This is a genomic window from Chryseobacterium subflavum (assembly GCF_055762745.1).
In genome coordinates this window covers 50093-74658 of the sequence record NZ_JBVTMR010000003.1, presented here as the reverse complement: position 1 = coordinate 74658, position 24566 = coordinate 50093, and the positions used below count along the sequence as shown (strand labels likewise).

Annotated in this window: 21 protein-coding genes and 1 pseudogene; all 22 read left to right on the top strand. The window is 38.7% G+C overall.

All coding sequences use genetic code 11. The features are described from left to right. Positions 1-127: 127 nt before the first annotated feature. The gene (locus AC0INN_RS13855; RefSeq protein WP_306613687.1) at positions 128-925 is read left to right on the top strand and encodes a hypothetical protein; all 798 of its coding nucleotides are present in this window, start codon (positions 128-130) and stop codon (positions 923-925) included. Between the two features lie 191 nt (positions 926-1116). Then, positions 1117-1425, top strand: a complete 309-nt coding sequence (locus AC0INN_RS13850; protein WP_306613685.1) for a DUF4134 domain-containing protein — start codon at positions 1117-1119, stop codon at positions 1423-1425. An 11-nt stretch (positions 1426-1436) separates the two neighbouring features. After that, complete coding sequence (locus tag AC0INN_RS13845; protein ID WP_306613683.1) at positions 1437-1793, top strand: DUF4133 domain-containing protein; 357 nt, start codon at positions 1437-1439, stop codon at positions 1791-1793. Between the two features lie 8 nt (positions 1794-1801). Continuing rightward, a pseudogene (locus AC0INN_RS13840) lies at positions 1802-4365 on the top strand (TraG family conjugative transposon ATPase). Between the two features lie 24 nt (positions 4366-4389). Beyond that, positions 4390-5022 (top strand): DUF4141 domain-containing protein, encoded by a 633-nt coding sequence (locus AC0INN_RS13835; protein WP_373428020.1) that lies wholly within the window; start codon positions 4390-4392, stop codon positions 5020-5022. A 15-nt stretch (positions 5023-5037) separates the two neighbouring features. After that, a complete protein-coding gene (gene traJ / locus AC0INN_RS13830; protein WP_306613681.1) occupies positions 5038-6063 on the top strand; it encodes a conjugative transposon protein TraJ in 1026 nt (341 codons plus the stop codon). 2 nt (positions 6064-6065) lie between these two features. Continuing rightward, entirely contained in the window at positions 6066-6689 is a 624-nt protein-coding gene (gene traK, locus AC0INN_RS13825) for a conjugative transposon protein TraK (RefSeq protein WP_306613679.1), read from the top strand. Between the two features lie 55 nt (positions 6690-6744). Continuing rightward, positions 6745-7026, top strand: a complete 282-nt coding sequence (locus AC0INN_RS13820) for a nitrogen regulatory IIA protein (protein ID WP_153848440.1) — start codon at positions 6745-6747, stop codon at positions 7024-7026. Then, positions 7007-8341 (top strand): conjugative transposon protein TraM, encoded by a 1335-nt coding sequence (traM, locus tag AC0INN_RS13815; protein ID WP_306613676.1) that lies wholly within the window; start codon positions 7007-7009, stop codon positions 8339-8341. Before AC0INN_RS13820 ends, traM begins: the two co-directional genes overlap by 20 nt. Before the next feature lie 24 nt (positions 8342-8365). Then, positions 8366-9250, top strand: a complete 885-nt coding sequence (traN, locus tag AC0INN_RS13810; RefSeq protein ID WP_306613674.1) for a conjugative transposon protein TraN — start codon at positions 8366-8368, stop codon at positions 9248-9250. Positions 9251-9261: 11 nt separating this feature from the next. Next, positions 9262-9819 carry a conjugal transfer protein TraO gene (locus AC0INN_RS13805; protein WP_306613672.1) on the top strand — a complete coding sequence of 186 codons (558 nt, stop codon included), beginning with the start codon at positions 9262-9264 and terminating at the stop codon, positions 9817-9819. A 15-nt stretch (positions 9820-9834) separates the two neighbouring features. Then, positions 9835-10314 (top strand): DUF3872 domain-containing protein, encoded by a 480-nt coding sequence (locus AC0INN_RS13800; protein ID WP_306613670.1) that lies wholly within the window; start codon positions 9835-9837, stop codon positions 10312-10314. Positions 10315-10934: 620 nt separating this feature from the next. Then, the gene (locus AC0INN_RS13795) at positions 10935-11180 is read left to right on the top strand and encodes a hypothetical protein (RefSeq protein ID WP_306613668.1); all 246 of its coding nucleotides are present in this window, start codon (positions 10935-10937) and stop codon (positions 11178-11180) included. Between the two features lie 823 nt (positions 11181-12003). Next, positions 12004-12462, top strand: a complete 459-nt coding sequence (locus AC0INN_RS13790) for a PEGA domain-containing protein (RefSeq protein WP_306613666.1) — start codon at positions 12004-12006, stop codon at positions 12460-12462. A 10-nt stretch (positions 12463-12472) separates the two neighbouring features. Continuing rightward, positions 12473-12685 (top strand): hypothetical protein, encoded by a 213-nt coding sequence (locus AC0INN_RS13785; RefSeq protein WP_306613664.1) that lies wholly within the window; start codon positions 12473-12475, stop codon positions 12683-12685. Positions 12686-12784: 99 nt separating this feature from the next. Next, on the top strand, positions 12785-19522 hold the full coding sequence (locus AC0INN_RS13780) for an RHS repeat-associated core domain-containing protein (protein ID WP_306613662.1): 6738 nt from the start codon (positions 12785-12787) through the stop codon (positions 19520-19522). A gap of 429 nt (positions 19523-19951) precedes the next feature. Beyond that, positions 19952-20140 (top strand): hypothetical protein, encoded by a 189-nt coding sequence (locus AC0INN_RS13775; protein WP_306613660.1) that lies wholly within the window; start codon positions 19952-19954, stop codon positions 20138-20140. A 1001-nt stretch (positions 20141-21141) separates the two neighbouring features. After that, the gene (locus AC0INN_RS13770; protein WP_373428026.1) at positions 21142-21258 is read left to right on the top strand and encodes an integrase core domain-containing protein; all 117 of its coding nucleotides are present in this window, start codon (positions 21142-21144) and stop codon (positions 21256-21258) included. A 226-nt stretch (positions 21259-21484) separates the two neighbouring features. Continuing rightward, positions 21485-21847 (top strand): hypothetical protein, encoded by a 363-nt coding sequence (locus AC0INN_RS13765; RefSeq protein WP_306613658.1) that lies wholly within the window; start codon positions 21485-21487, stop codon positions 21845-21847. Between the two features lie 151 nt (positions 21848-21998). After that, a complete protein-coding gene (gene ureA / locus AC0INN_RS13760; RefSeq protein WP_225689203.1) occupies positions 21999-22301 on the top strand; it encodes an urease subunit gamma in 303 nt (100 codons plus the stop codon). Positions 22302-22312: 11 nt separating this feature from the next. Then, the gene (ureB, locus tag AC0INN_RS13755; protein ID WP_306613655.1) at positions 22313-22681 is read left to right on the top strand and encodes an urease subunit beta; all 369 of its coding nucleotides are present in this window, start codon (positions 22313-22315) and stop codon (positions 22679-22681) included. 1 nt (position 22682) lies between these two features. Continuing rightward, positions 22683-24404 carry an urease subunit alpha gene (gene ureC / locus AC0INN_RS13750; RefSeq protein WP_306613653.1) on the top strand — a complete coding sequence of 574 codons (1722 nt, stop codon included), beginning with the start codon at positions 22683-22685 and terminating at the stop codon, positions 24402-24404. The last annotated feature ends 162 nt before the right edge of the window (positions 24405-24566 follow it).

Sequence of the window (24566 nt, the reverse complement as noted above, 5' to 3'; positions counted from 1 at the left end):
ACCTCTTAATTTCGGAAATTGGATAGGAAATGTTCGGAATAATAGTGTCGCGATTGTTTGTAGTCTTCAAAAGTAGGCGATTTCACTCTGAATTTAGTTCAGCAATAAAATTAATAAAAGCTGAGTTATGGAAAAAGAACTACCGATCTATACAGATCCAGAATACGGAATCGAGTTTATTGTTGATGTGGACAAATTTGAATTTCGAGAAAAGGCAAACCCAGATAACTGCTACACATTAGAGGATATGATCGATCTGGGAGAAGAAGGATACCGATTTGATCATTTCGACAAGACGAGTAGACAGAATTTAACTATAATTCCTCCACAGTTTGTTACGCTTGCCCCTAAGCAGATGGCAGAAAAGTATAACAAGGCTGTTGAGGAAATTATTTTGCTGACTGATTTTGAACTGATGATCGATCAAGAGGCACTGACAAGAAGAGTTAAACATGGAGAACTTCCAACGGTTGAAATTGGTGGCCACATCTTTTATGCAGATGCGCGTATCGATCTTTTACGTCCTAAAGATGTGCTATCAACAATGGGTATACGTTTTGACGATCTGGAGGATTGGTATGTTGAAGACAAAAATGTCTATGCCTTTCCTTACGATCCCAAAAATTTTGAAATAGGAGATCGAGAATGGGATAAAATACTGGACTACCCCATAGATTTAATTTTTGTTGAAATTCCTATTGCACGAACTCTTGACCCAGTGGGATGGAACCGAAGAAATGGATGGGAGGAAATGGAAGGTTTAAAAGAAACGGGCCTCCGACTTGACTTTAAGGCCGAGTTGGTTCCTTGGAATAAATCTGGAATTGATGAAATTATCTCGGAAAATAGACTTAAACAGCCGATCAGGGAGGCAGTTAAAGAAAAAAATGAAAGGAAAGAAAATAAAAAGGGGCGGAAAATGTAGCCCACAGCATTACACCCGCCAGATTTAAAAGTCTGGCGGTTTTTTTATGGGTTTTTCCGAACTCGTATTAGGACAACAGCGGCAAACTTAGTACGTCTCATACCACCTACCCACAAATCCTATGCTATGTGCAACACCTTTGTTTCCAAGCCCGTAGAGGCGGGTAATACGAACTTAAAATGTAAGGAAACATGAAAAATCGAAGACTTAAAATTCTAGCGTGTGTGGTTCAATCCTGCTGCTTTAGCAATGTCCTTCTGGCACAGGGAAATGGTGCTGCGGGTATCCAGGAGGCTACTCAGATGGTAACAAGCTACTTTGATCCGGCAACAAAGCTTATATATGCCATTGGTGCCGTGGTCGGGTTGATAGGGGGTGTGAAAGTGTATAACAAATTCAGTAGTGGCGACCCTGACACAAGTAAAACTGCGGCAAGTTGGTTTGGTGCCTGTATCTTTTTAATTGTTGCTGCGACTATCCTCCGCTCATTCTTCCTTTAAATCCATCGGTCATGAAGAACTATAATATTAATAAGGGCATTGGAAGCACGGTTGAATTTAAGGGACTGAAAGCCCAGTATCTTTTTGGATTTGCCGGAGGGTTATTATTGGTCATGATCCTGGTTATGGTTCTGTACATGGCTGACGTAAATATGTATATCTGCCTTTCGGTCGGCTGTATTTCTGCATCGCTGATCGTATGGAAAACTTTCAGTCTGAACAACAAGTACGGTGAACATGGGCTGATGAAACTAGGTGCGAAAAGAAAGCATCCGCAATTTATCATCACCCGTAAACCTGTCCAATCTTGCCTTAAATACCCAGTTGCGAAAGGTGAGAAAATGCAAAATTTTAACGCCAAATCTTAAACGCTATCATGAGAAATATCGCTAAAACAACAACTTTAGAAAGTAGGTTTCCACTTCTTGCCATTGAGAATGATTGCATCATATCGAAAGAAGGTGACCTTACGGTGTGTTTCCGTTTAAGGCTACCAGAAATTTTTACGGTAGGCACGGATGTGTATGAATCTATTCATTCCTCATGGAGTAAAGCAATCAAGACTTTACCCGATTATAGTATCCTGCACAAGCAGGACTGGTATATAAAGGAAAACTACAAGCCGGATCTTGAAAGAAGTGAACATAGTTTTTTGTCGCGTTCTTTCCAGCTTCACTTTAATGAGCGACCGTTTCTGAATCACTACTGTTATGTTTTCCTGACGAAAACAACAAAGGCTCGGATGCAATCCCAGAGTAATTTTAGCAGTTTGTGCAAGGGTAATCTTGTTCCCAAGGAGATAGGGGACAAAGAAGGAATGCGACGTTTTCTGGAATCTGTCAGCCAGTTCCAGCGGATTATCAACGACAGTGGACATATGACAATGGATCAGCTTGTCGAAGCTGAAATATTGGGGATCGAGGGGAAAACCGGAATCCTTGAACAATATTTTACGCTGTCCCTAGATACAAATCCCGTTTTGCAGGATATTGCACTGGGAACAGAGGAACTTAGGATCGGTAGTAAAAGGATGGTGCTTCATACCTTATCCAGTACAGATGATCTGCCTGGAGCTGTTTCTGATTGCAATCGTTACGACAGGCTTTCAACAGATCGTAGCGACTGTATGTTGTCCTTTGCCAGTCCAGTAGGGCTGATGCTAAGCTGTGACCATATCTACAACCAGTACCTGTTCATCGATAACAGTTCTGAAAACCTTAAGAAATTTGAGAAGTCAGCAAGAAATATGCATTCACTGGCTCGTTATAGCCGGGCAAATCAGATCAATAAGGAATGGATAGAGCGTTATTTGAATGAAGCACATTCGCACGGTTCACCTTCGATCAGGGCACATTATAATGTCTTTGCATGGAGTGAGGATCGTGATGAGCTAAGGAATTTAAAAAATGATGTCGGAAGCGCGCTAGCACTAATGGAATGTAAGCCCCGTCATAATACGGTCGATGCTGCCACCTTGTTCTGGGCGGGAATTCCCGGCAACTCAGGGGACTTTCCATCCGAAGAATCCTTTTACACTTTCATTGAGCCAGCATTATGTTTTTTTACGCAGGAAACCAACTATCAGGATTCGCTGTCACCATTTGGCATCAAGCTCGCTGATAGGCTGACTGGCAAACCGGTGCATGTTGATATCAGTGATCTTCCAATGAAAAAAGGGATTACGACTAATAGAAACCGTTTCATTCTAGGCCCTTCCGGGGGTTGGCGGGCTATTCTTAATTGAGTAGCCCGCCAACCCACCCAAAAAATGGAAGTGGAAAATCATTCTTCACCAATCATATGGTGAGACAATATTATGAGCAAGGAACTCATGTACTACTTGTAGATACAGGTAATTCTTATCAGGGTCTTTGCGAGCTGATCAAAGGAAAAACAAAAGGGAAAGACGGTGTTTACTTCACCTATACGGAGGACAACCCGATCTCATTCAATCCGTTCTTTACCGAAGATAATGTCTTTGATATTGAAAAGCGAGAAAGTATCAAGACTTTGATCATGACCTTATGGAAACGGGACGATGAAGCGCCACGGAGAAGTGAGGAAGTCGCCTTATCAAATGCAGTTTCCGGTTATATCGAAAGGATTAAAAACTGCAACGAAATACCTTGCTTCAATGGATTTTATGAATATGTTAAAGTAGATTATAAAAAGGTACTTCAGGAAAAAGAAGTAAGGGAAAAAGATTTTGACCTGGCAAATTTCCTCAATGTGTTGGAGCCTTATTATCGCGGCGGAGAGTACGATTACTTACTCAACTCAGAAAAAGAACTGGATCTATTGAACAAACGATTTATTGTCTTTGAAATAGATGCGATAAAAGACCACAAGATTCTGTTCCCTGTCGTTACGATCATCATTATGGAGGTCTTTATCAATAAGATGCGTAGGCTAAAAGGTATCCGTAAGATGATATTAATCGAAGAGGCATGGAAGGCCATTGCAAAAGAAGGAATGGCTGAATATATCCGCTATCTATTCAAAACCGTCAGAAAATTCTTTGGGGAAGCGATTGTGGTAACACAGGAAGTGGACGATATTATACAATCTCCAATAGTCAAGGAAACGATCATCAATAATAGTGATTGTAAGATCCTGCTAGACCAGCGAAAATATGCCAACAAATTTGACGAGATCCAAAATATGCTCGGGCTTACAGAACGGGAGAAATCTCAGATCCTTTCGATCAATCAGGATAATGATCCCAAGCGTAGATATAAGGAAGTATGGATCGGTCTGGGCGGAACACATTCAGCCGTCTACGCTACAGAAGTGAGCGAACAGGAGTATTTGGCATACACGACCGAAGAATCCGAGAAAATGGAGGTCATGGATCTAGCCCATGAAATGGGAGGTGATGTGGAAGGTGCCATCAGGAAAATCTCGCTTAGAAAAATCAAGGGTTTATCACCCTTAGAATAATTAAAAATCCTAAAATTTTAAAAAATGAAAAATTTATTAATGACTGTGTTTATGGTAACGGCAATTACCTTTTCACAAAAAGTAAAAGCTCAATGGGTCGTAACTGATCCTGGAAATCTGATCTCAGGTGTTCTGAACAGTGCCAATGAAATTGTACAGACTTCAAACACGGTAAGCAATGTGGTCAAAAACTTCAATGAAGTGAAAAAGGTGTATGATCAAGGGAAAGAATATTACGACAAATTAAAAGCCGTGAATAATCTGGTGAAAGATGCGCGAAAGGTTCAACAAACGGTTTTATTGGTGGGAGATGTCAGTAAAATGTACGTCAATAATTTCTCCCGAATGCTCAACGACAAAAACTTCTCCGCGGCGGAGCTAGCGGCTATTGGAAACGGTTATTCCTCACTGCTGAATGAGAGTACGGAACTGCTCAAAGAATTAAAACAGATCGTTAGTTCGAGCAGCTTATCGCTGAATGACAAGGAACGCATGGAGATTATTGATCGTGTGTATAAAGAGGTAAAAGAATACCACAGCCTTGTGAGATATTATACCAATAAAAATATTTCTGTCAGCATTCTCCGTGCAAAAAAGCAAAATGACACCAAGCGTGTAATGGACCTATATGGATCTGCTAATCAAAAATATTGGTAACCAATTCTCAAAGTTATGGAATTTAATAATCTACATGAGATCTTAAGAGGTCTCTACGATGAAATGATCCCGCTATCGCAAACAATGGCGGTGGTAGCCAAGGGAGTTGCCGGACTAGGAGCGCTATTCTATGTCGCCTTGAAAGTCTGGCAAGCATTAAGCAGGGCCGAGCCAATAGATGTTTTTCCTCTGTTAAGACCCTTTGCAATAGGCCTGTGTATCATGTTTTTTCCCACGATTGTATTGGGAACCATCAATGGCGTGCTGAGTCCAATCGTTAAGGGGACGCACTCCATGCTAGAGGGACAGGTTCTGGATCTAAATACGCTGCAGCAACAAAAAGATGTTCTTGAAAAAGAAGCCATGTTGCGGAATCCAGCCACTGCTTATTTGGTTTCCGACGAGGAGTTTGACAAAAAGCTCGATGATTTAGGTTGGTCGTTTGAAGATATTGGGACCATGGTCAGTATGTATCGTGATCAGGCTGTGTACGAACTGAAACAGGAAATTAAGAAACAACTGCGGGAAATCCTTGAACTTCTTTTTCAGGCTGCTGCACTAGTTGTGGATACGATCCGGACATTTTTTTTAATCGTTCTTTCGATTTTGGGGCCAATAGCTTTCGCCATATCCGTCTGGGATGGATTTCAGAGTACCCTAACCCAGTGGCTGAGCAGATACATCAGTGTATATCTGTGGCTGCCTGTGGCTGATCTGTTCAGTGCAATGCTTGCGAAAATAAACGCCATGAGTGTACAGCGGGATATAGAACTGTTAAGTGATCCCTCATTTGTTCCAGATCCCGAGAATAGTGTTTACCTGATTTTTATGATCATCGGTATTGTAGGATACTTTACAATCCCAACCGTGACAAGCTGGATCATACAAGCAGGAGGGGCAGGAAACTTTACCCGAAATGTAAGCCAAGCTACAATGCGTACAGGAAACGTTGGTGCTGCGGCGGCTGGAGCTGCGGTTGGTAATATCGGTGGTGAACTTCTGGCAAATAAGAGTAACGGACAGGAACAAAAAGGCAATTGATTATGGAATTCAGAACGTTAAGAAACATTGAAAACAGCTTCAAACAGATCCGGCTCTATGCAATTGTCTTTGCAATACTGTGTTTCGGGGTAGCAGCTTTTACAGTATGGAAATCATATTCCTTTGCATCGGTACAACGGGAGAAAATTTATGTCATGGATCAGGGAAAGTCGCTGATGCTGGCACTCTCACAGGATGCAAGCATAAACCGCCCGGTTGAGGCACGTGAGCATGTCAGGAGGTTCCATGAGCTTTTTTTTACGCTGGCACCAGATAAAGCTGCGATTGAAAGTAATATGAAGCGGGCTTTCGATCTGGCAGACAAAAGTGCTTTTGATTACTATCGTGATCTCTCTGAAAAGGGATACTACAATAGAATCATTTCGGGTAACATCCAGCAGCGCGTTGAAGTGGACAGTGTGGTGTGTGATTTTAATACTTATCCTTATTCTGTGACCACTTACGCCAAGCAGTTTATCATCCGATCCAGTAATCTTACCCGAAGGAGCCTTGTTACATCATGCAATCTGCTCAATAGTGTCCGGTCAGACAGCAATCCACAGGGCTTCCAGATTTTAAAATTTTCAGTCCTTTCCAATAAGGATGAGGAAGTGATAGAGCGGTAGAGAAAATTAGTTCTTTCCATAAAAGGGGGAGGCGTTATGGTTCAAAATTTAGAAAATGAAAAATATTAGAACAACAATTGATAATGAGCTTGAGAAGCTCGATCTGAGATGGCGGAATTTACCCGTCAAAAAACAGATCAGATATGTACTTTATCTATTCGCATTCTACCTGCTTATGGGGGTAGGTGTGCTGGTCAAGGTATTCTATGATCTGGGAAAAGGGGACAAAATCGATATAAGCCATATCGAAGTACCCGCAGTAATTCATAATGAATCTTCTGTGAAAGATTCGGTTGCAAATCCTAAAACTATTTACGATGGAAGAGAAAGAGAATAAGAGGGTCAGTTTAATTGTGGATGATGATTCTACAGAAAATTTGGAAAGTAGTTCCTCAAAAAATGACAAGCTTAAAAAGCCCATCATTTTTGGCCTTATGGCAATTGTTTTCATCGCCTGTCTTTATTTAATATTTAAGCCTAAAAATGAGGGTGAGGAAACTAAAGACAAAGGTTTAAAAAATGCCGTGCCCGAGGCAACGGATAAAGGACTGCAGGCCGATAAACGAAAAGCATACGAAAAAGAGATGATTGAGGAAAGGGAAGCCGCAAAGCGCAATTCCTTAATGTCTTTGTCAGATTATTGGAGTGGAGCAGACACATCAGTTAACGGTGAAGCTCCAGTTTCAAAGGTTATTGCAGGCAACTCTGGGGGATATGGGATGAGCGGTGCACAGAATAGTTCTTTGAGCAGTTACCAGAATGCACAGCAAACGCTCGGCTCGTTTTACAGGGATGATGACCGCGAGAAATTGGCGTTACGCAAACAGGTAGATGAACTCAAAGATAGGCTTTCAGAAAAAGATATTCCGCAGGCACCCACCTATAAAGACCAGCTTGCATTAATGGAAAAATCATACGAAATGGCTTCGCGCTATCTTCCGTCGGCAAATGCAGTACACGCAAGCCCTGCGCTCAATGTTGGTCAGCCTATCGATTCAACATCGATAAAAACAGGTATTTTACCAGATAAAAAAGGGAAAATCGAAAGTTTGAAAGGTGTTAAAAAGAGTATTGTAACAGCCTTGTACCGGGAAGAGGATGCATCGGAGATTTTGAATGAGACCAATAACCGTAATCTGGGCTTTATCACGCCAGGACAAGTTGCTCAAAGCGATATTGTCAGGAACAGTATACGTGCAATGGTGATGGAAACAAAAACATTATCAGGCGACGGGTCACTAAAGTTGCGGTTATCCGAAAATGCAACCATTGGTGGTTATCATGTTCCCAAAGGAACCGAACTGGTTGCCGATACCAAATTTCAGGGGAACAGGTTACAGCTAAAGATCAGCGCCGTCGAAGTATCAGGAAATGTAATTCCTGTTGAAATCCTTGTCTACGGCACAGACGGCCAGCTCGGTTTACTTGTACCACGCTCAGATGAGATCAATGCTGCGGGAGAAATCGCCGCAAACATGAGCCAAAGCTCGGCAATGAATATTTCGATGTCGCGTTCAGCGGGTCAGCAGGTTGTCGGTGATCTGAGCAGAGGTTTGATACAGGGAGTTTCTGGCTTTTTTTCGAAGAAGCTGAGAGCCGTTAAGGTGACAGTGAGATCAGGGCATCCGGTACTGCTGTTGGCAAAAAAGTAATATAATAACAATAATAATCATATTATGATATCAATTAAAAATATTCTTATGATCCTGCTTTTTGTGGGATTTTTTATCAAGACTTTTGGACAGCAGTCTCTTGAAGCGGGTAGGGTCGAACCTTATAGGCTGGAAGTTACCTATAATAAAACCTGCCACCTGATTTTTCCCGTAGCGATCAGGTACACAGACCTGGGGTCGAATTATCTGATTGCAGAGAAAGCTGAAGATGCACAGAATGTGCTGCGTATAAAGGCCGCAGTCAAGGATTTTGCCGAGGAAACCAACTTTAGTGTAATTACAGAGGATGGGCAATTTTATAGCTTTAATGTTATTTATAATGCTGATCCATTTACTTTAAGTTACGATCTAAAGAAAATGAAAAATGATGTTGAGCGGGAGGAAGGAAGAAATGTTCAGTTTGAGGAGCTTGGTTTTAATCCACCATCTTTAACAGAAGTTTTACTGAAAACCATCTATCAACAAAATAAAAGATATGTGCGGCACATCGCTGCCAGATCTTATGGGATTCAGTCAATTCTTAAGGGAATTTATGTCCATAATGGTAAGTTTTTTTTTCATCTTGAAATGAGGAATAAATCGAATGTCCCCTTTGTAGTGGATTTTTGCACTTACAAAATCGTTGATAAGCAGATTGCGAAAAGAACGGTGTCTGAGGAAAAGCAATTGGTTCCGATAAGGCAGTATCCCGGTCTTGAGGTAATCTCGGACAATTCAATCGCTGGCAACGTGATACTTCTGGATCAATTCACAATCACTGATGAACAGGTGCTCAGAATTGAAATTTTTGAAAGGAACGGCGCAAGGAACCAGGTTCTGGAAATTGAAAATTCGGATCTGGTTGCCGCAAAGCCAGTATCTGAAATGAAGATTAAAGTCAATCAATAAAGCAGCGAATTATGAAAAAATATATCATCTTTTTGGTACTGGCCATTATGAGCATCAAATTGCATGCTCAGAGAATGGTGTATAAACAGAAATCTTTGGAAATTAATACAGGACTTCTAAATACAGAGAGGGTTGGCAAAAATTTCTATCTAAACCTGACGCTAAACAGTTTTGCAAAACATGGCAACTACTGGATCTGGGGACTGGAATATCAAAGAAAGACCGTAGACTATAAAAATTGGGAAATCCCTTTAGAAGACTTCATAGGAGAGGTCGGTTATAGTGTTAAGCTTCTCTCGGATTCAAGGAAATTTATTACGCTGAATGGAGGTATAACTGGAGTTGTGGGTTATGAATCTGTCAATAGGGGAGACAGTCTTCTTTCGGATGGGGGACTACTAAAAAACAATAATGGATTTGTTTTTGGGACTGGTGGAAGATTGTCGCTGGAGACCTATCTATCAGACCGAATCGTATTTATGCTGCAAGGTCGTATAAGGGTGTTATGGGGAACCGATCTTGAGCGGTTTAGACCTTCAACGGGTATAGGCTTACGTTTTAACTTTTGAAAATCAGAAACTAATATGAAAAATATATATAACACTTGGAAAATGTCAGTAGGATCGGTTGTTTTTGGATTTATTGCTATAATAATAGGAATTATATTTCTTTCGGGATGTGATAAAGAGAGTTTGGACGTACAGGAAGTATTTCCTTTTGAAGTTAAAGTTATGCCTGTTCCAAAGGAAGTCGGGATTGGTGAAACTGTCGAGATGAGATTTTCAATAATCTCAAACGGAAATTATACAGGTAATACCTACCGGATACGTTATTTTCAGAACGATGGACAGGGCATTTTAAATTATTCAGGTTATAAACCTTATGTACCGAACGATCTTTATCCCTTGGCCGAGAAAGAATTTCGGCTATACTATACCTCACAATCTTTAGTTTCACAACAATTTGATGTGTGGATAGTTGACAGTTTTGGTAATGAAAAGCAAATTTCTTTTCAGTTCAATAATAAAAAATTAGGTCCGATCATTATCGGTCCGGTTAGATAATATTATTATATTTATAAAAGTATTACAGTATAAAGAGGGTTAAGACCCTACACTACCAGAGTGAGAGCATGCTCGATTAGACAGCCATTTGGCTGTCCTTTTTTGTTACATATATCATAGCTTGGCAGCTGAACAGCGATTTCTTATATTTCATTTCTCTATCAGGTCGTTTAAAGTTTAATTTAGATACGAATGGATCTTAACTACACTACAGAAAAAAATATTGTAATTGTACATTGTTTAAGGTGTTGCAAACTGATTTGATTTTTTAATGATACTAGACCAACTATAAACATTTATAGATAGTTTTAAGAATGGAAAAAGTTACTAAGAGCTTGATCATTTTCATTTATAAAAGATGTCGTTAAAATTAAAAAATTTCCTTTTCCCTCTTATCACATTGATGTGTAACTAAACACATATACGATTTAGCAGTGTAATTAGCCTAACGGATTGCTGTGTATTGTTCCTTTTATACTGATTAACTCACTATTAATCAAGTGAGAGGTCTTGATATTAACTGGTTATCTATGTAATTTTACGATACAAGGAAGTCACTTAGGCTTGAGTCTATTTTTTTATATCATCGACTCTCAATTATAAACTATGCACTCGTTTAAATGAATATTTATCATCTTTCACTGGTTGAAACTATATTACAAAATTTGGCGCAAAAGCTGGCTTCTTTACCCTATATTGAAACGGCAATTAATTATGATCTACGTGAAACTGTAAAAAGAGATCTTCGGACGATACACGAGATTTTCTTCGTATTTTTCTTAGAGGCAGGATTTTTAAAAAAGCAGATCAACTATTGCACCAACGAATTTTCAGAGATGATCAGCTTAAATAGGGTTACCGACTAAGGGGATAGAAAAGTGAACATACATATTTTTCGATGGAATGAGTACATGTAGTACCCATCATTTTATCTTCTACAAAAGTCGTAACAGCTACCAGATATATGGCTATGAAAAAAAAATTAGATAATGGCAGCCGTTAGACTTACGAGAATTAAAATATGAAAATTTAGCTTGATTTAAACGTGTCTACATGGTATTCTCATTCAATGATTGGACATAATCATACCTAATGAATACTTATATTTGATTGTACATATTGTGCTTACCAAGCAAGTTACCATAATAAAACTCGAGAGCTACCATCAAATCTCTAAACACACTAACAATAAATTATGGTGGAAGCTTCTCAGTTTTTATACTTATCAAATTTAATACTGAATTCTTTTTTGCACTTGATCTAATTATTCAACAAGTTGTTTTAATTATAACTAATTGAAATAGTGTATTTTATGCGACTAGTTTTGACGTGTCACCCCTATACTTTCGTAGCAGCTTAAAGAGAGGATCGTTGATCATAGCTAGGGTCAGTTAAGAAATTTCAAAAGACAAACCGGCCGGTTGTCCAATGGATTCAATCCTCTTATACCTGATCAGGAAAAAGAGCATCTCACTAATGGTTATGACCGGTAGTAAGAACACTGGGCAGTTTTAAATTAATTGTCCAGATAATGGGGAAACTGAGACGTTTAAGAAAAGATAACGTCACACTAGGTATCTCTACTATGTAAATAAGAAATAGTACCATCTGATAAATTATAAAAATGATGGTCAAAAAGTTAAACAAAGCTTCCTGTACCTAAGGAAGTAACAAACAAAAAATATTATTATGAATACAAAGAATGAACTCAAAGCTTTTTTTGAGAATGGCAAAGTTCCAAATCAGGAACAATTTTGGGCATGGATGGATAATTATTGGCATAAAGAAGAAGTGCTTGATCCCGGTGCAATGTTATATACAAGTGAAAATCCTACAGTTTATCAGGTTGGAGGTATTCCGGTAGGAATCCGATTAAAAGAGATGCCCGTAACCGAGGTATTGGATTTTATCCTTAACGGTAAAAAATGGTATGAATTAACAATAACCACATCCCCGGAAGGGGCCGCTGTAAGTATTGACAATGGCTCTGATGGTGGTCTAGGTAATCCTTCCATGACCGCCTATGATGGTGAAGTGCTATATTATCGTGTTAATGCTCCGGGATATATTGAAAAAAATGGCAGTGTAAAAGTTACTGACAATATGACAATTCATGTTACCCTTGATCCTGAACCATCTAATCCTTAAAATCATCTGTATGAATACAAAGAAAAAAGGACTGGATGACATCCAACCGGTAATTAACGCAGATCTACCTGCTGAGGATGGTGCAATGCGGATCAATGCGACGCGGATCAGTTACGCATACATCTATGAGAGAGAGGAACCAAACCCTTCGGATAACGATCTGGTATTCAGTTATGACATGGCTGGTAACCAGGTGAGTAGAAAAGTGCTCAACAGCAATTGATCCAATCATATAGTATTATGCCGGCAGGGTTTTAAAAAATCACTGTCGGTCATAATACTGACTATAAACAATCTTTAACAAAAACAAAAAAAATTTCAAATGAAAGATTTAAATACGCCTGCATCAGGTGTACCAGCTAGAGGTATGTCCATGCAGCAACACAATATAGCGCAATTTTCAGAATTTGAACAAGAAATTGTAACACAGGAAAACCTTTCGTTCCATGACACACGGGGAACCATTGAGGTCAGCGGAAACGGACAGCTCCAATTTACATTACCAATTGCATTGCCTCCGGGTATTAAAAGCGTTGCTCCACAAATCAATCTTATGTATACAAGCGGTTCAGGCAACGGAATTGCTGGTTTTGGTTGGAATATTAGCGGGATTACCAGTATTTCAAGAATGGGAAGGAATATTGACCAGGATGGAGAAAACAGTAAAATTCAGTTAGACTATTTCGATTACTATATGTTCATGGGGCAGCGTCTGATTTTGAAATCAGGAGAATATGGCAAAGATGGAACTGAATATATGACAGAGAAATATTCAAATACAAAGATTCGTTCCATTGGAGAAAATCTCCAACAAAATGGACCTGCCTATTTTGAAGTAACCTTTGAAGATGGATCGCAGGCTTTATATGGAAGTAGCGCTGATGCACGAACAGCTATAGAGTACAACATCGTAAGATGGTGGGACGCTCAGGGGAATTATATCGATTATAATTATATACAAGGGGATAATGTTGCTGCCATTGAAAGAATTGACTGGGGAGGAAATCTTAACGCTGGTACTGCTCATTTTAATACAATCATTTTTAATTATGAGCAGCGTCAGTTAAGAGAGACAAGTTATTTAAAAGGAGTACATTTTGTGCAAAATAATCTTCTTTCAAGCATTGAGGTTCGTGCAAATGGAAATATTTTCAAAACCTATGGAATGAAATATGAGATGGATGATCATGGTAACTACTATCAGTTCCTTAAATCCATCACCGAGTTTAATTCCGAGGGTGAGGCTGCTAATCCTGTTATATTTGATTACAGAAAGTCTGAACAGGGAGAGTGGAAAAAAGCGTCCATTACCAATGATAAAAATGCCAAACTTCTTTATGGAGATTTTGATGGCGATGGAAAGATAGATATCATCAAATATGCCGATGCTTTTCAGGATTGCAATCATTATGAATCAATCTACCACGAAGGTAATCCCACTAGCGGGGATGATTCCCAAACAGGTTACTGGGAATCCTACTGTACAGAGCCGGTAGATTATCCTGCCGGGATCTATCATTTTGGTAGCGTATTCGATGATAATAAGCCCAAACAGGTCTATGTCGGTTCGCTTATTACGAAGACCCAATTGGAAAGTGCCAAGGTGCTAAACCTAAAAAATGAACAGGGCGAAATTCTGACCAGACAAGGTTTTTTCATCTATGATACGGTTCCTTCCACCAGCAGTCCGCGAGAAGGGCGGAGAGATCTTGTTATCAAGGGATATTCGCTTGAATCAGATACTGCAAATACCAAGAGGTTAAAAGAGGAGTTTATAAGAACCGTTCCGGCAGATGACTATGACAGCACGGTATTATGGAATAATGACCAGCCGGGCATTGATGGGTACAGTATGGATACAACGATAATAGAAGTTAAAGAGCTGGACATTGATGGTGATGGTGTATCAGAATTGATCTTTGTACTTAAAGATTTCTTTCAATGGCAAGAAAGAGATTCAACAGAAATGAAAGAACAGACAACCTATCGTTATCTACTAGTACATCCCAGTGAGTCTGATCCCGCTAAATTATCGTCTATCATAGGTCTATATTCTTTTCCGGATCATTTTTTTGCTGGGACCATATTTCAGGGTGATTTTGATGGTGATGGCTGTGTGGATTTTATCAATTTTGACAGTGGCGGAAGAGTATATCTTACCAAATTTATAAAAAATTCTTCCGGAAGCTACTCCGCAGATAGGTCATTATATTATGATAACCCACTTGAAGGGCTTCTAAACAAAGCTATTATAGCAGACTTTACAGGGGACGGAAAAACTGATATTATGATCCCTCAGGCAGTGGACAGCTGGCAATGGAAACTTTATATCAATACAGGTTCAGGTTTCCGCGTACAGGTATTGGAAAACTTTGAATGGCTTAAAGAAACACCTGAATTCAAGGGAAAAACCCACTTGCGTTCCATTGATAGAAAATATTTTGCCCAGGATCTCAATAAAGACGGAAAAGCTGATTTTATAGCATTCTATTCCCATATTCTTTATGATTATTCTGATAGAGATGTGCAAACTAAATTTGCGATGCTTTATCATGAAAATAAAGGTTTGGATGTTCATGGGAATGTGATCTTTGAACTAAAAAATATAGATGGAAGCACATTAGAGGCCAGGAGCAGTTATAAAAATGACTGGTATCCTATCGAATATAATGAAAAATGGATCAAAACCCAGCCACTGGCTACAAATTACGTAAAATATAGCAAAGATGAAACTCCGGTCTTAGCTCACTTCTCTCCGCTCATCGGTGATTTTAGAATTAATAATTTCAACGAGAATATCCTGGTATTCCGAGAAGGTGCACTGTTGAAATACTCACATTACAGTGTGGCTGAGGAAGGGCTTATCACATCAATACATCAGGGTGCTATTATCACGGAAGTGAAGTATGAAGAGCTTGATCCTGACAAAAATCCTGGATTTTATGCTCCTGTAAATAAAGAACAGTATCCATATGTTGAGCTCGAACGTTTGTCGGGAACATTTATCGTTTCCCAATTAATACAGGAAGATCGTAAGCAAGATTTTAGGTATAGAGGTTTTGTCGCAAATGTACATGGCAAAGGCATGTTGGGATTCCGTAAGACAGCAAGATCCTCGTGGTATGCCGATGGTATGGAAAATACGAAGATCTGGGCAGGCTCTGAAATAGATCCACGTCTGGAGGCCCTCCCAATTAAAGAGTGGACAGTGCGAACTCAAGGGGACGATCGTCTTATCTTTCCCTTAGATCTTACAGCCGACAATAATGATTTACTCTCCTTAAAAATAATTAATTATAATCGACTCATTCCATCTGCGGCAGTTACAGCCATTGTTACCGCAAGTGTGTTATCCAAGGATTTTTTAAAAGGTATATTGGAAGAAACGACGTTTCAGTATGACCAGTATTACCTTCCTGTGAAAACTTTAGTGAAGATTAATGGAGATTTTTCAGTTCAAACAACCGATATCGAATATATCCACAATCCAGAGGGCCAGGGCAGCAATTACTTTATAGGGCGCCCTGTTTCTAAAGAGGCAAAGCTCGTCGCTTATGGCGATGAAAAACGGGTACGTGAAGAATATGAATATAGCTCTAACCTTCTGCTGTCGCTAAAAAAGTTTAACAGGGACAATTCAGCCTGGATTAGAGAGCTTTATGATCATGATAGTTTTGGGAATGTTGTTGGTAAGACAATCAGTAACAGTACGGATGCGAATGTGCAGTCAGATTTTGCTTTTTATGAGCCGCTTGGCCGCTTTGTGATTAAAAAGAAAGACAATTTAGGGCTAGAAACATTGATCGGATACAACAGTTGGGGACAAGTCCTTCAGCAGACAGATCCATTTGGCAATACGATTGTGAATTCTTATGATGCCTGGGGTAAACTTCTGAGCTATACGACCAATTTAGAAGGTACTAGGACCTATGAATACGTTAAATTGGATGACGGGGGAACTAAGGTGACAGAGATCCGTGCAGATGGAACCCCGAAAGAAACGTATACGGATAAATTGGGGCAGCAATACAAAGTAACAACCAGAGGCTTCAATTATGAAGGTTATATAGCATCTTCGGGTGATATCGATTATGAGGTTCCCGATGCTGTGGATACCCACATATCTGTAGAAACTATTTATGACCAATTAGGTAGAAAAATTGGTGAATCAGAGCCATTTTATGACGGAGCTGAAAAAAAATGGAATATGATCAGTTATGACGACACTGTATTTCCTGCAATTGTCACAGCTACTGCTTTTACCGGTAAGGAGATGAAAACCTCCGTCGAAGGTAATACGTCGATAGTCCAGGAAGTAAATGGATATGGACGAACCTTTAAAAAAATCAGTGATGCTTTAGGCAATATCGTTGAGTCCGAAGATGCCGGAGGAATTATCCATTTTAATTTTAATGCTGCCGGGGAGCAAATTTCCACCCAGTATGGTGACCATGTCGTACGTACCGGATACGATAGCTGGGGGCGAAAGTCTTTACTGGACGATCCTTCAAACGGGATATACCAATATGAATACAACGGTTTTGGTCAGCCAGTGAAACAGATAAGCCCGAAGGGATTCAAAGAATTTCGGTATAACGATAAAGGCCAGCTTATCCAGCAGATAGAGAAATCAAATGTACCAGGACTTACCGACAAGGAAATCAACTTTACATATAATGATAAAGGATTATTGGAAGGTCGAAGCGGTACCTCCATAGGGAAACCATTCTCTGTAGAAATCATTTATGATGCAAAAGGAAGGTTTATCGAGCAAAGTGAGCATAGCTACGGAAGAATTTTCTTTAAAAAAGATATCCAGTATGATATGAATTCAAGGATCATCAGCTATAAGAAGGGCTTGATATCGAAAGGTAAAGAAACAAGTGTTGAAGTCGCACATTCATATGATGACTGGAGTGGAATGTTATATAAAATTACAGATGTACGAACTGGAGCGACTTTGTGGAAATTAAAAGAAAATGATGCAATGGGTAACATCATCCGTGCTAATTTAGGCTCCAGCAATATCAGAAACACCTTTGATGCGCAGGGAATGCTGAGTGAAACAAAGCAGGAAGTTTCCGGTGTTCCAGCTTTGAATGCAACCTATACATTTGATTCAATAAGGAATGAGCTTACAGAGAAGACAAGATCAGGAAGTTTTTCAATTAATGAAAATTTTCTTTACGACAATAACAATAGACTGATAGAATGGTCTAATCCTAAAACCAACGGGAGATCTTCCAACCTATATGATATCAGAGGCCGGATAGTCGGTAATGACAATGTGGGAACCGTAAAATTTGATAATGGGGAAAAGATCTATCAGGCAACCGGAATCAATTTTAATGATCAAGGAAAACTCAATTATGCAAATGACCAGATTCAACAGATCAGCTATAATGAAAACAATGATCCGCTGCTGATTGAGGGGAAAGAAGGTGATGTCCGTTTTGAATATGGACTGGACTCTATGCGGCAAATGGCAACCTATGGCGGGAAATCAAACGGAAACCCACAGTGGGAGGGCGATTTTACAAAATACTACAGTGAGGATGCAAGTTGTGAGGTTATTTATAACAAAAACACTGATTTTGAAAAGCATATCCTCTATATCGGTGGTACACCCTACGAAAGTAATATCGTATCTTTAAAAGACTATTCGCAGGATAGTAGTTCTTTTATCTTCTTGCATAAAGATCATCTTGGAAGTATCCTTGCTGTAAGCAACGGAAGTGGCGATTTGATTGAAGAAAGCCATTTTGATGCCTGGGGAAATCTGACTCATGGAAGTATCAACATTCTTGAAAGAGGTTATACTGCGCATGAACATTTAGCCGTGGTTGGGACAATCCACATGAATGGCCGGCTGTATGATCCTCTTTTGCGAAGGTTCCTAAACCCGGACAATAACATTCAGGACACTTTCAATAGCCAGAATTATAATAGGTATGCCTATGTACTGAACAATCCGTTAATGTACAATGATCCAAGTGGGGAGTTCTTCTTTGGTTTTTTGGCAGTTTGGGGATTAAGTGCCCTGTGGGCTACTGTTGCCACGGGGGCAATTATAGGCGCAGCTGTTGGAGTAACTGCTTATACTGTAAGTTTGGCCGTTACGGGTAATCTTGGAATGTGGAATCCTGGAGGAGCACTCAAAGCAACATTCTTTGGTGCAGTATCCGGTGCCACTGCTGCTGGCATTGGATCAATTTTTGAGGCCACAGCAAAAACTTTTGGGAATGCTTTATTACAAGCAGGGGCACATGGTGTGTCACAAGGTATTTTAGGGCTTGTAAAAGGGCAGAACTTTTTAAGTTCTGCAGCTGCTGGTTTACTTGGAAGTTTGGGAGCGTATGGTTGGGGCAAAACAATGGTGGCTACAGGTTTATTGCGCTTTGCAAGGAGTACTTATGGAATTCTGTCATTTGGTGTACTTTCGGGTGGAATTGGAGCAGTACTGACAAGAGGAAATTTTTGGCATGGAGCTATTATTGGCGGTGTTGTTGCAGGTTTAAATCATATAATGCACCAACAAAGATCTATTTTTAGAGTTTACGATGGAGATGGGACCTATATTGGTAAAATAAGCGTTTTGGAGTATGAAAAACTTTCACACGGGTTAAGAATAACACTTGGCTTTGAGAGTGCGTCAGACAAATATACTAATTATGACTGGGTTCAGACGGTGCGAACAAATGATCATATTGACAATGGGTTTGGGAACTGGGTATTTAATGATCCAACCGGTACTGCTAAAGATGATAATTCACCGTTTTATTATACGGATGAGGAGAGAATGTTGATTAATGGAAGGGATGGATATACGACTATATTTTATGATGCACCGGCTCGGAATGTCCAACCATTTGATATTCATTGGAAGGCGGAATTATCCCTGACAGGAAAGATGGGCAATACGACTTACGAAATAATGACATTTAATTATGGATTTGATTTATTTAAATCGGGGCATGTAGCCCTATATAATTTAGAATCAGTTTATTATCAAAACACCTATCAATGGTTGAAAAAAAGAAAATGGTATGAAAACTATTAGTATATTATGTCTTTTGTTATTCTCCTATAAATATATCAGTGGCCAAACAAAAAACCGGTTAGCTACTGATTATATCGAAATAAATTTTATAGGAGAAAATGACAAACCTTTAACAACTCTTATTTTTTGCAGACATTGTGAATCTAGCAAAACTCTTTTTCAGTATCAGTATAGGATGCCTGCAAAATTCTTTCAACAAATCAATAGCGCTTTAACTGGCTATGTTGAGAATGACTCGCTTTTTAGCTTGTCCTTATTTTTGAACAGGAATAAAGCACAGAAAATTTTGTTAGCAAAGAAAAACAGCAGGCACTTAATAGGATTGTTATACAAATACTCTACAAATAACGGGATGGATAAAGTTCTTATTAATCAGCTAGGACGCTATCGAAGGATCTTAAGTATGTAAAGTATCGACTGCTCTAATAAATGGAACCTCTAAGATTCTTTGATATTAAAATTTCTGAGAAGTACGAAGCACAGTTAGAAGGATTGGATGCCTCCAAGCTTCAAATTGAAGGAAAGTTTAAATTTTCAAGAAAAGGTCACTCTGTTTATTATGATTGGATCAGTCGCTACTGTCTATATTCTTTTTTACAAACGTATTATAACAAATAAAATTCAAAGTTATTATGTGCGGCAATTGTGCATATTGTTGGGTAACAACTATTTTTTAAGGAATTGACGAAATTCGAGTTCATGTGCCCTGTAATGATGGTGTAGGTTATACAATTACTAATTTTTATGATATTAGAACAAATAAATACCTGGGTGGTGGAAGCCTTTAATAAAACCAAAGGGGTTTTATATTTTGTTAGCTTTATAATCTTACAATTATTGTTATGGATTAAGGATGATAAAGTAAGTGATTATTTTAATAACATGCTTAATAGTATTTTCCATCTTAATGCGGATTTTGATTATTTTGGATTTAACATGATCTATTCCATGTGTAATATTTTCATGCTACATGTATTATATAATCTCTTCAAACTAAAATGGAGTATAGTTTTTATTATATTACTAAATATAGTGTTAATAGGTATACAAATATATTACTATATACATATTAAATAATCTAGTACAGAATTGAACAACCCCTAATTTTGGGGTTGTTCTGTTATAATGTAAATGTAAAGCTATCGGCTTATTCATTCAATTTTGGGTAGAATAAAACCGATAGCTTTTAATAGTTAAAAAAAGAAGACAATGAAACCATTATTAACTAGTGCAATGTTTTGCATAGTAATCTTAATTTTTTCATGCAACAAGGCTTTTGAAAAAATAGATATTCCTAACGATAAGATTGAAAAAGTGATAAGTTCAATGAAATTCATTAAACAAGTATTGGAAAAGTCCAATCTCAGCTGTTGGAAAAATGGGGTACTTACAAATCCAGAAATCTCATATACAATATGCTATAGATCATAAACTGTTGTATAATACAAGAGAGAAAGCATAATTTTAGATTCAGGGATGGACATGTCAAGAGGCTGCTCTATTGCCTGAGGCTCTGATCTCAGTGAGCGCAATATATCAATAGTCTGATATGCCTGTGAGGTATTACGGCTAAACCGATCAGAGAAGATGTTTTGGATGCATATTTATTCGGATCTATAATGGAGGTAAATGCAATTGCTTATGAGTGGCAAATCGATTACAACAGTAATCATCCGTACACATCTTTAAATGGACTTAGTCCTTGGCTATATGCTAAAGAATCTTTAGTCAATTAGAAGGGACTTTATATTTATTAACTGTTTGAAAAAAGGTAAGTCTTCATTATTTAATACATCATAAACTCTTATCAAAATAGACAAGAAACTTATATGATAATACATTTAATATTTTTTAATAAATTCTCTATTTTAGTAATCTGTCACGATTTTGAATATTTTGAGTATTTTTTTTGATAGTTTATAAAAAGAGATTAATCTTAAATTTACATTATTAATCATGGGTATGAAAAAGAAACTCATATTGTTTTCTTTCGTTTTATTTTTTGTCACTTTTTGTGCCGGATTTTTGGTACAAAAAGGACAGGGTAAATCTTCCCATGATGATACATTAAAAAGCCATTTTTTACAGAAATCAGACAGCAGCGGACAGACGGAAATTTATAGTGTGTCGGAAATTCAGGATTTGTCAGATTTCAATGATCTTGAAAAAGTAAAATTTGACTTTTCAATTCTTGGACAAACATGGTTAAGCTATTTCTTTGCTGCATCATTATCTCACAAACCAGTTGCGGCTGTTCAAAACCTTATTTATATTACAGAACCAAGATACATTCTGTATCATTCCCTGCAAATTGCGGGTTGTTAATTCCTTTTCATATTTTATGGATTTTCTGATTTGTATTTAGATATAAATCTGTCTTATCCATCATCATTTTCAGCAATACACGGACTTCATATTTGCCTTATCAATAAGGCAGGCAGGATATTCTGTGTCCAATTTTAAATAAAATAATACGATGCATTTAACACCAAGAGAAACGGAAAAGCTTATGCTGTTCCTGGCAGGCGAGCTTGCCTTAAAAAGAAAGGCTAGAGGCCTTAAGTTGAATTATCCAGAATCTATTGCACTGATCAGCCACTTTTTACTGGAAGGAGCAAGAGATGGGAAAAAGGTAGCCGAGCTGATGCAGGAAGGCGCAAATCTTCTGACTGTAGACGACGTAATGCCCGGAGTGGCGGAAATGATTCACGACGTGCAGATAGAAGCCACCTTTCCAGATGGGACGAAGCTAGTAACCGTACACAATCCAATCCGTTAATACAAGTTATTATGAAACCAGGAGAAATTTTTGTAAAAGAAGGTACCATCATCTGCAACGAAGGCAGAGAGACCGTAAAAATAAAAGTAACCAACACAGGAGACAGACCGATTCAGGTAGGTTCTCATTTCCATTTTTTTGAAGTAAATAAAGCGATGAGTTTTGACCGTGAAAAGGCTTTCGGAAAGAGACTGAACATTGTAGCAAGTACTGCAGTGCGTTTCGAACCGGGAGAGGAAAAAGAAGTGGAATTGGTAGAAATCGGAGGAAATAAAAAAGCAATGGGCTTCAATAATCTTGTTGATGGGAAGGTGGACTCAGAAGAGCAAAAAAGAACAAGCCTTGATAAAGCTATAGTATTAAACTTTAAAAATCAGTAACATGAGCTTAAATGTAGACAGAAAACAATACGCCAATATATTAGGTCCGACAGCAGGAGATAAAATCCGTTTGGGAGATACTGAAATTATTATTGAAATCGAAAAAGATTTCACCCATTACGGGGACGAAGCCGTTTTCGGAGGAGGAAAGACTGTTCGTGACGGAATGGGACAGAATGTAACTGCAAAAAGAGACGACGGAGTTCTTGACCTTTGCATCACAGGTGCGGTAATCATTGACCACTGGGGAATCGTAAAAGGAGATATTGGGATTAAAGACGGTAAAATCGTAGGAATCGGAAAAGCGGGGAATCCTGATACAATGGACGGAGTTTCTCCAAACATGATTATCGGTGCTTCAACAGAAGTTCATGGCGGAAAAGGATATATCGTGACTGCCGGAGGGATTGACACTCATATTCACTATATCTGTCCTCAGCAAATTGAAACCTCTCTATACAGTGGAATCACCACAATGATTGGTGGCGGTACAGGTCCGAATGACGGAACTAACGCCACAACGGTAACTCCGGGAAAATTCAATATGCAGAAAATGCTGGAAGCAGCAGAAGAATATCCTATGAATCTGGGGTTCTTCGGAAAAGGAAACTGTTCGGCAGAAGAACCTATTGAAGAACAGGTTGAAGCAGGAGCTTTGGGAGTGAAAATCCATGAAGACTGGGGAGCAACACCTGCAACCATTGATGCAGCATTAAAAGTGGCTGATAAATATGATGTTCAGGTTGCTATTCATACTGATACTTTGAATGAAGGAGGTTTCTTAGAAGATACAATGAGAGCAATCAATGGTAGAGTAATCCATACATTCCATACAGAAGGAGCAGGTGGAGGTCACGCGCCGGATATCATTAAAGCAGCCATGTATCCAAACGTATTACCGGCTTCTACAAACCCTACACGTCCTTATACTGTAAATACAATTGACGAACATCTTGATATGTTGATGGTTTGCCATCATTTGAGTAAAAATATACCTGAAGATGTAGCATTTGCAGATTCACGTATTCGTCCCGAAACGATTGCAGCAGAAGATATTCTTCACGATATGGGCGTTTTCAGTATCATGAGTTCTGACTCTCAGGCGATGGGCAGACCGGGAGAAGTGATTACTAGAACCTGGCAGACGGCAAGCAAAATGAAGGAGCAAAGAGGTGACTTAGCAGAAGATAAAGACAGTGGAAACGATAACTATCGTGCTAAAAGATATGTAGCAAAATATACCATTAATCCAGCTATTGCACATGGTATTTCAGAATATGTAGGTTCTCTCGAAGAAGGAAAATTAGCGGATTTGGTAATCTGGAAACCTGCATTATTCGGGGTAAAACCGGAAATGATTGTAAAAGGCGGATTTGTGATTGCTGCCAAAATGGGTGATCCGAATGCATCAATTCCAACACCTCAGCCAATTATCTACAGAAATATGTTCGGCGCTCACGGAAAAGCTAAATTCGGTACATGTGCCAATTTTGTTTCTCAAATCTCCATCGACAACGGAACTATCACCTCTTATGGATTAGAGAAAATGATTCTTCCTGTGAAAAACTGCAGAAATATTTCCAAAAAAGACCTTATCCACAACGATAAAACACCTGTAATCGAAGTAAATCCTGAAAATTACAAAGTAACTGTGGATGGAGAATATGTTACTTGTGAACCGGCGGAAAAACTGCCATTAACACAGTTGTATTACCTATTCTAAGATAAATCTTCATGGCTGTTTCAAAAGGGGGTATTCTGAATATAAACCGAAATTTTACGAACGTAACCCGGAAATAAAGTGAAGAATCTCAAATAGTTGATTAAGGCATTTCTCTTTCGTAGAAAAACGAAATTTAATTATTATCTGACTTTTGAAATAGCC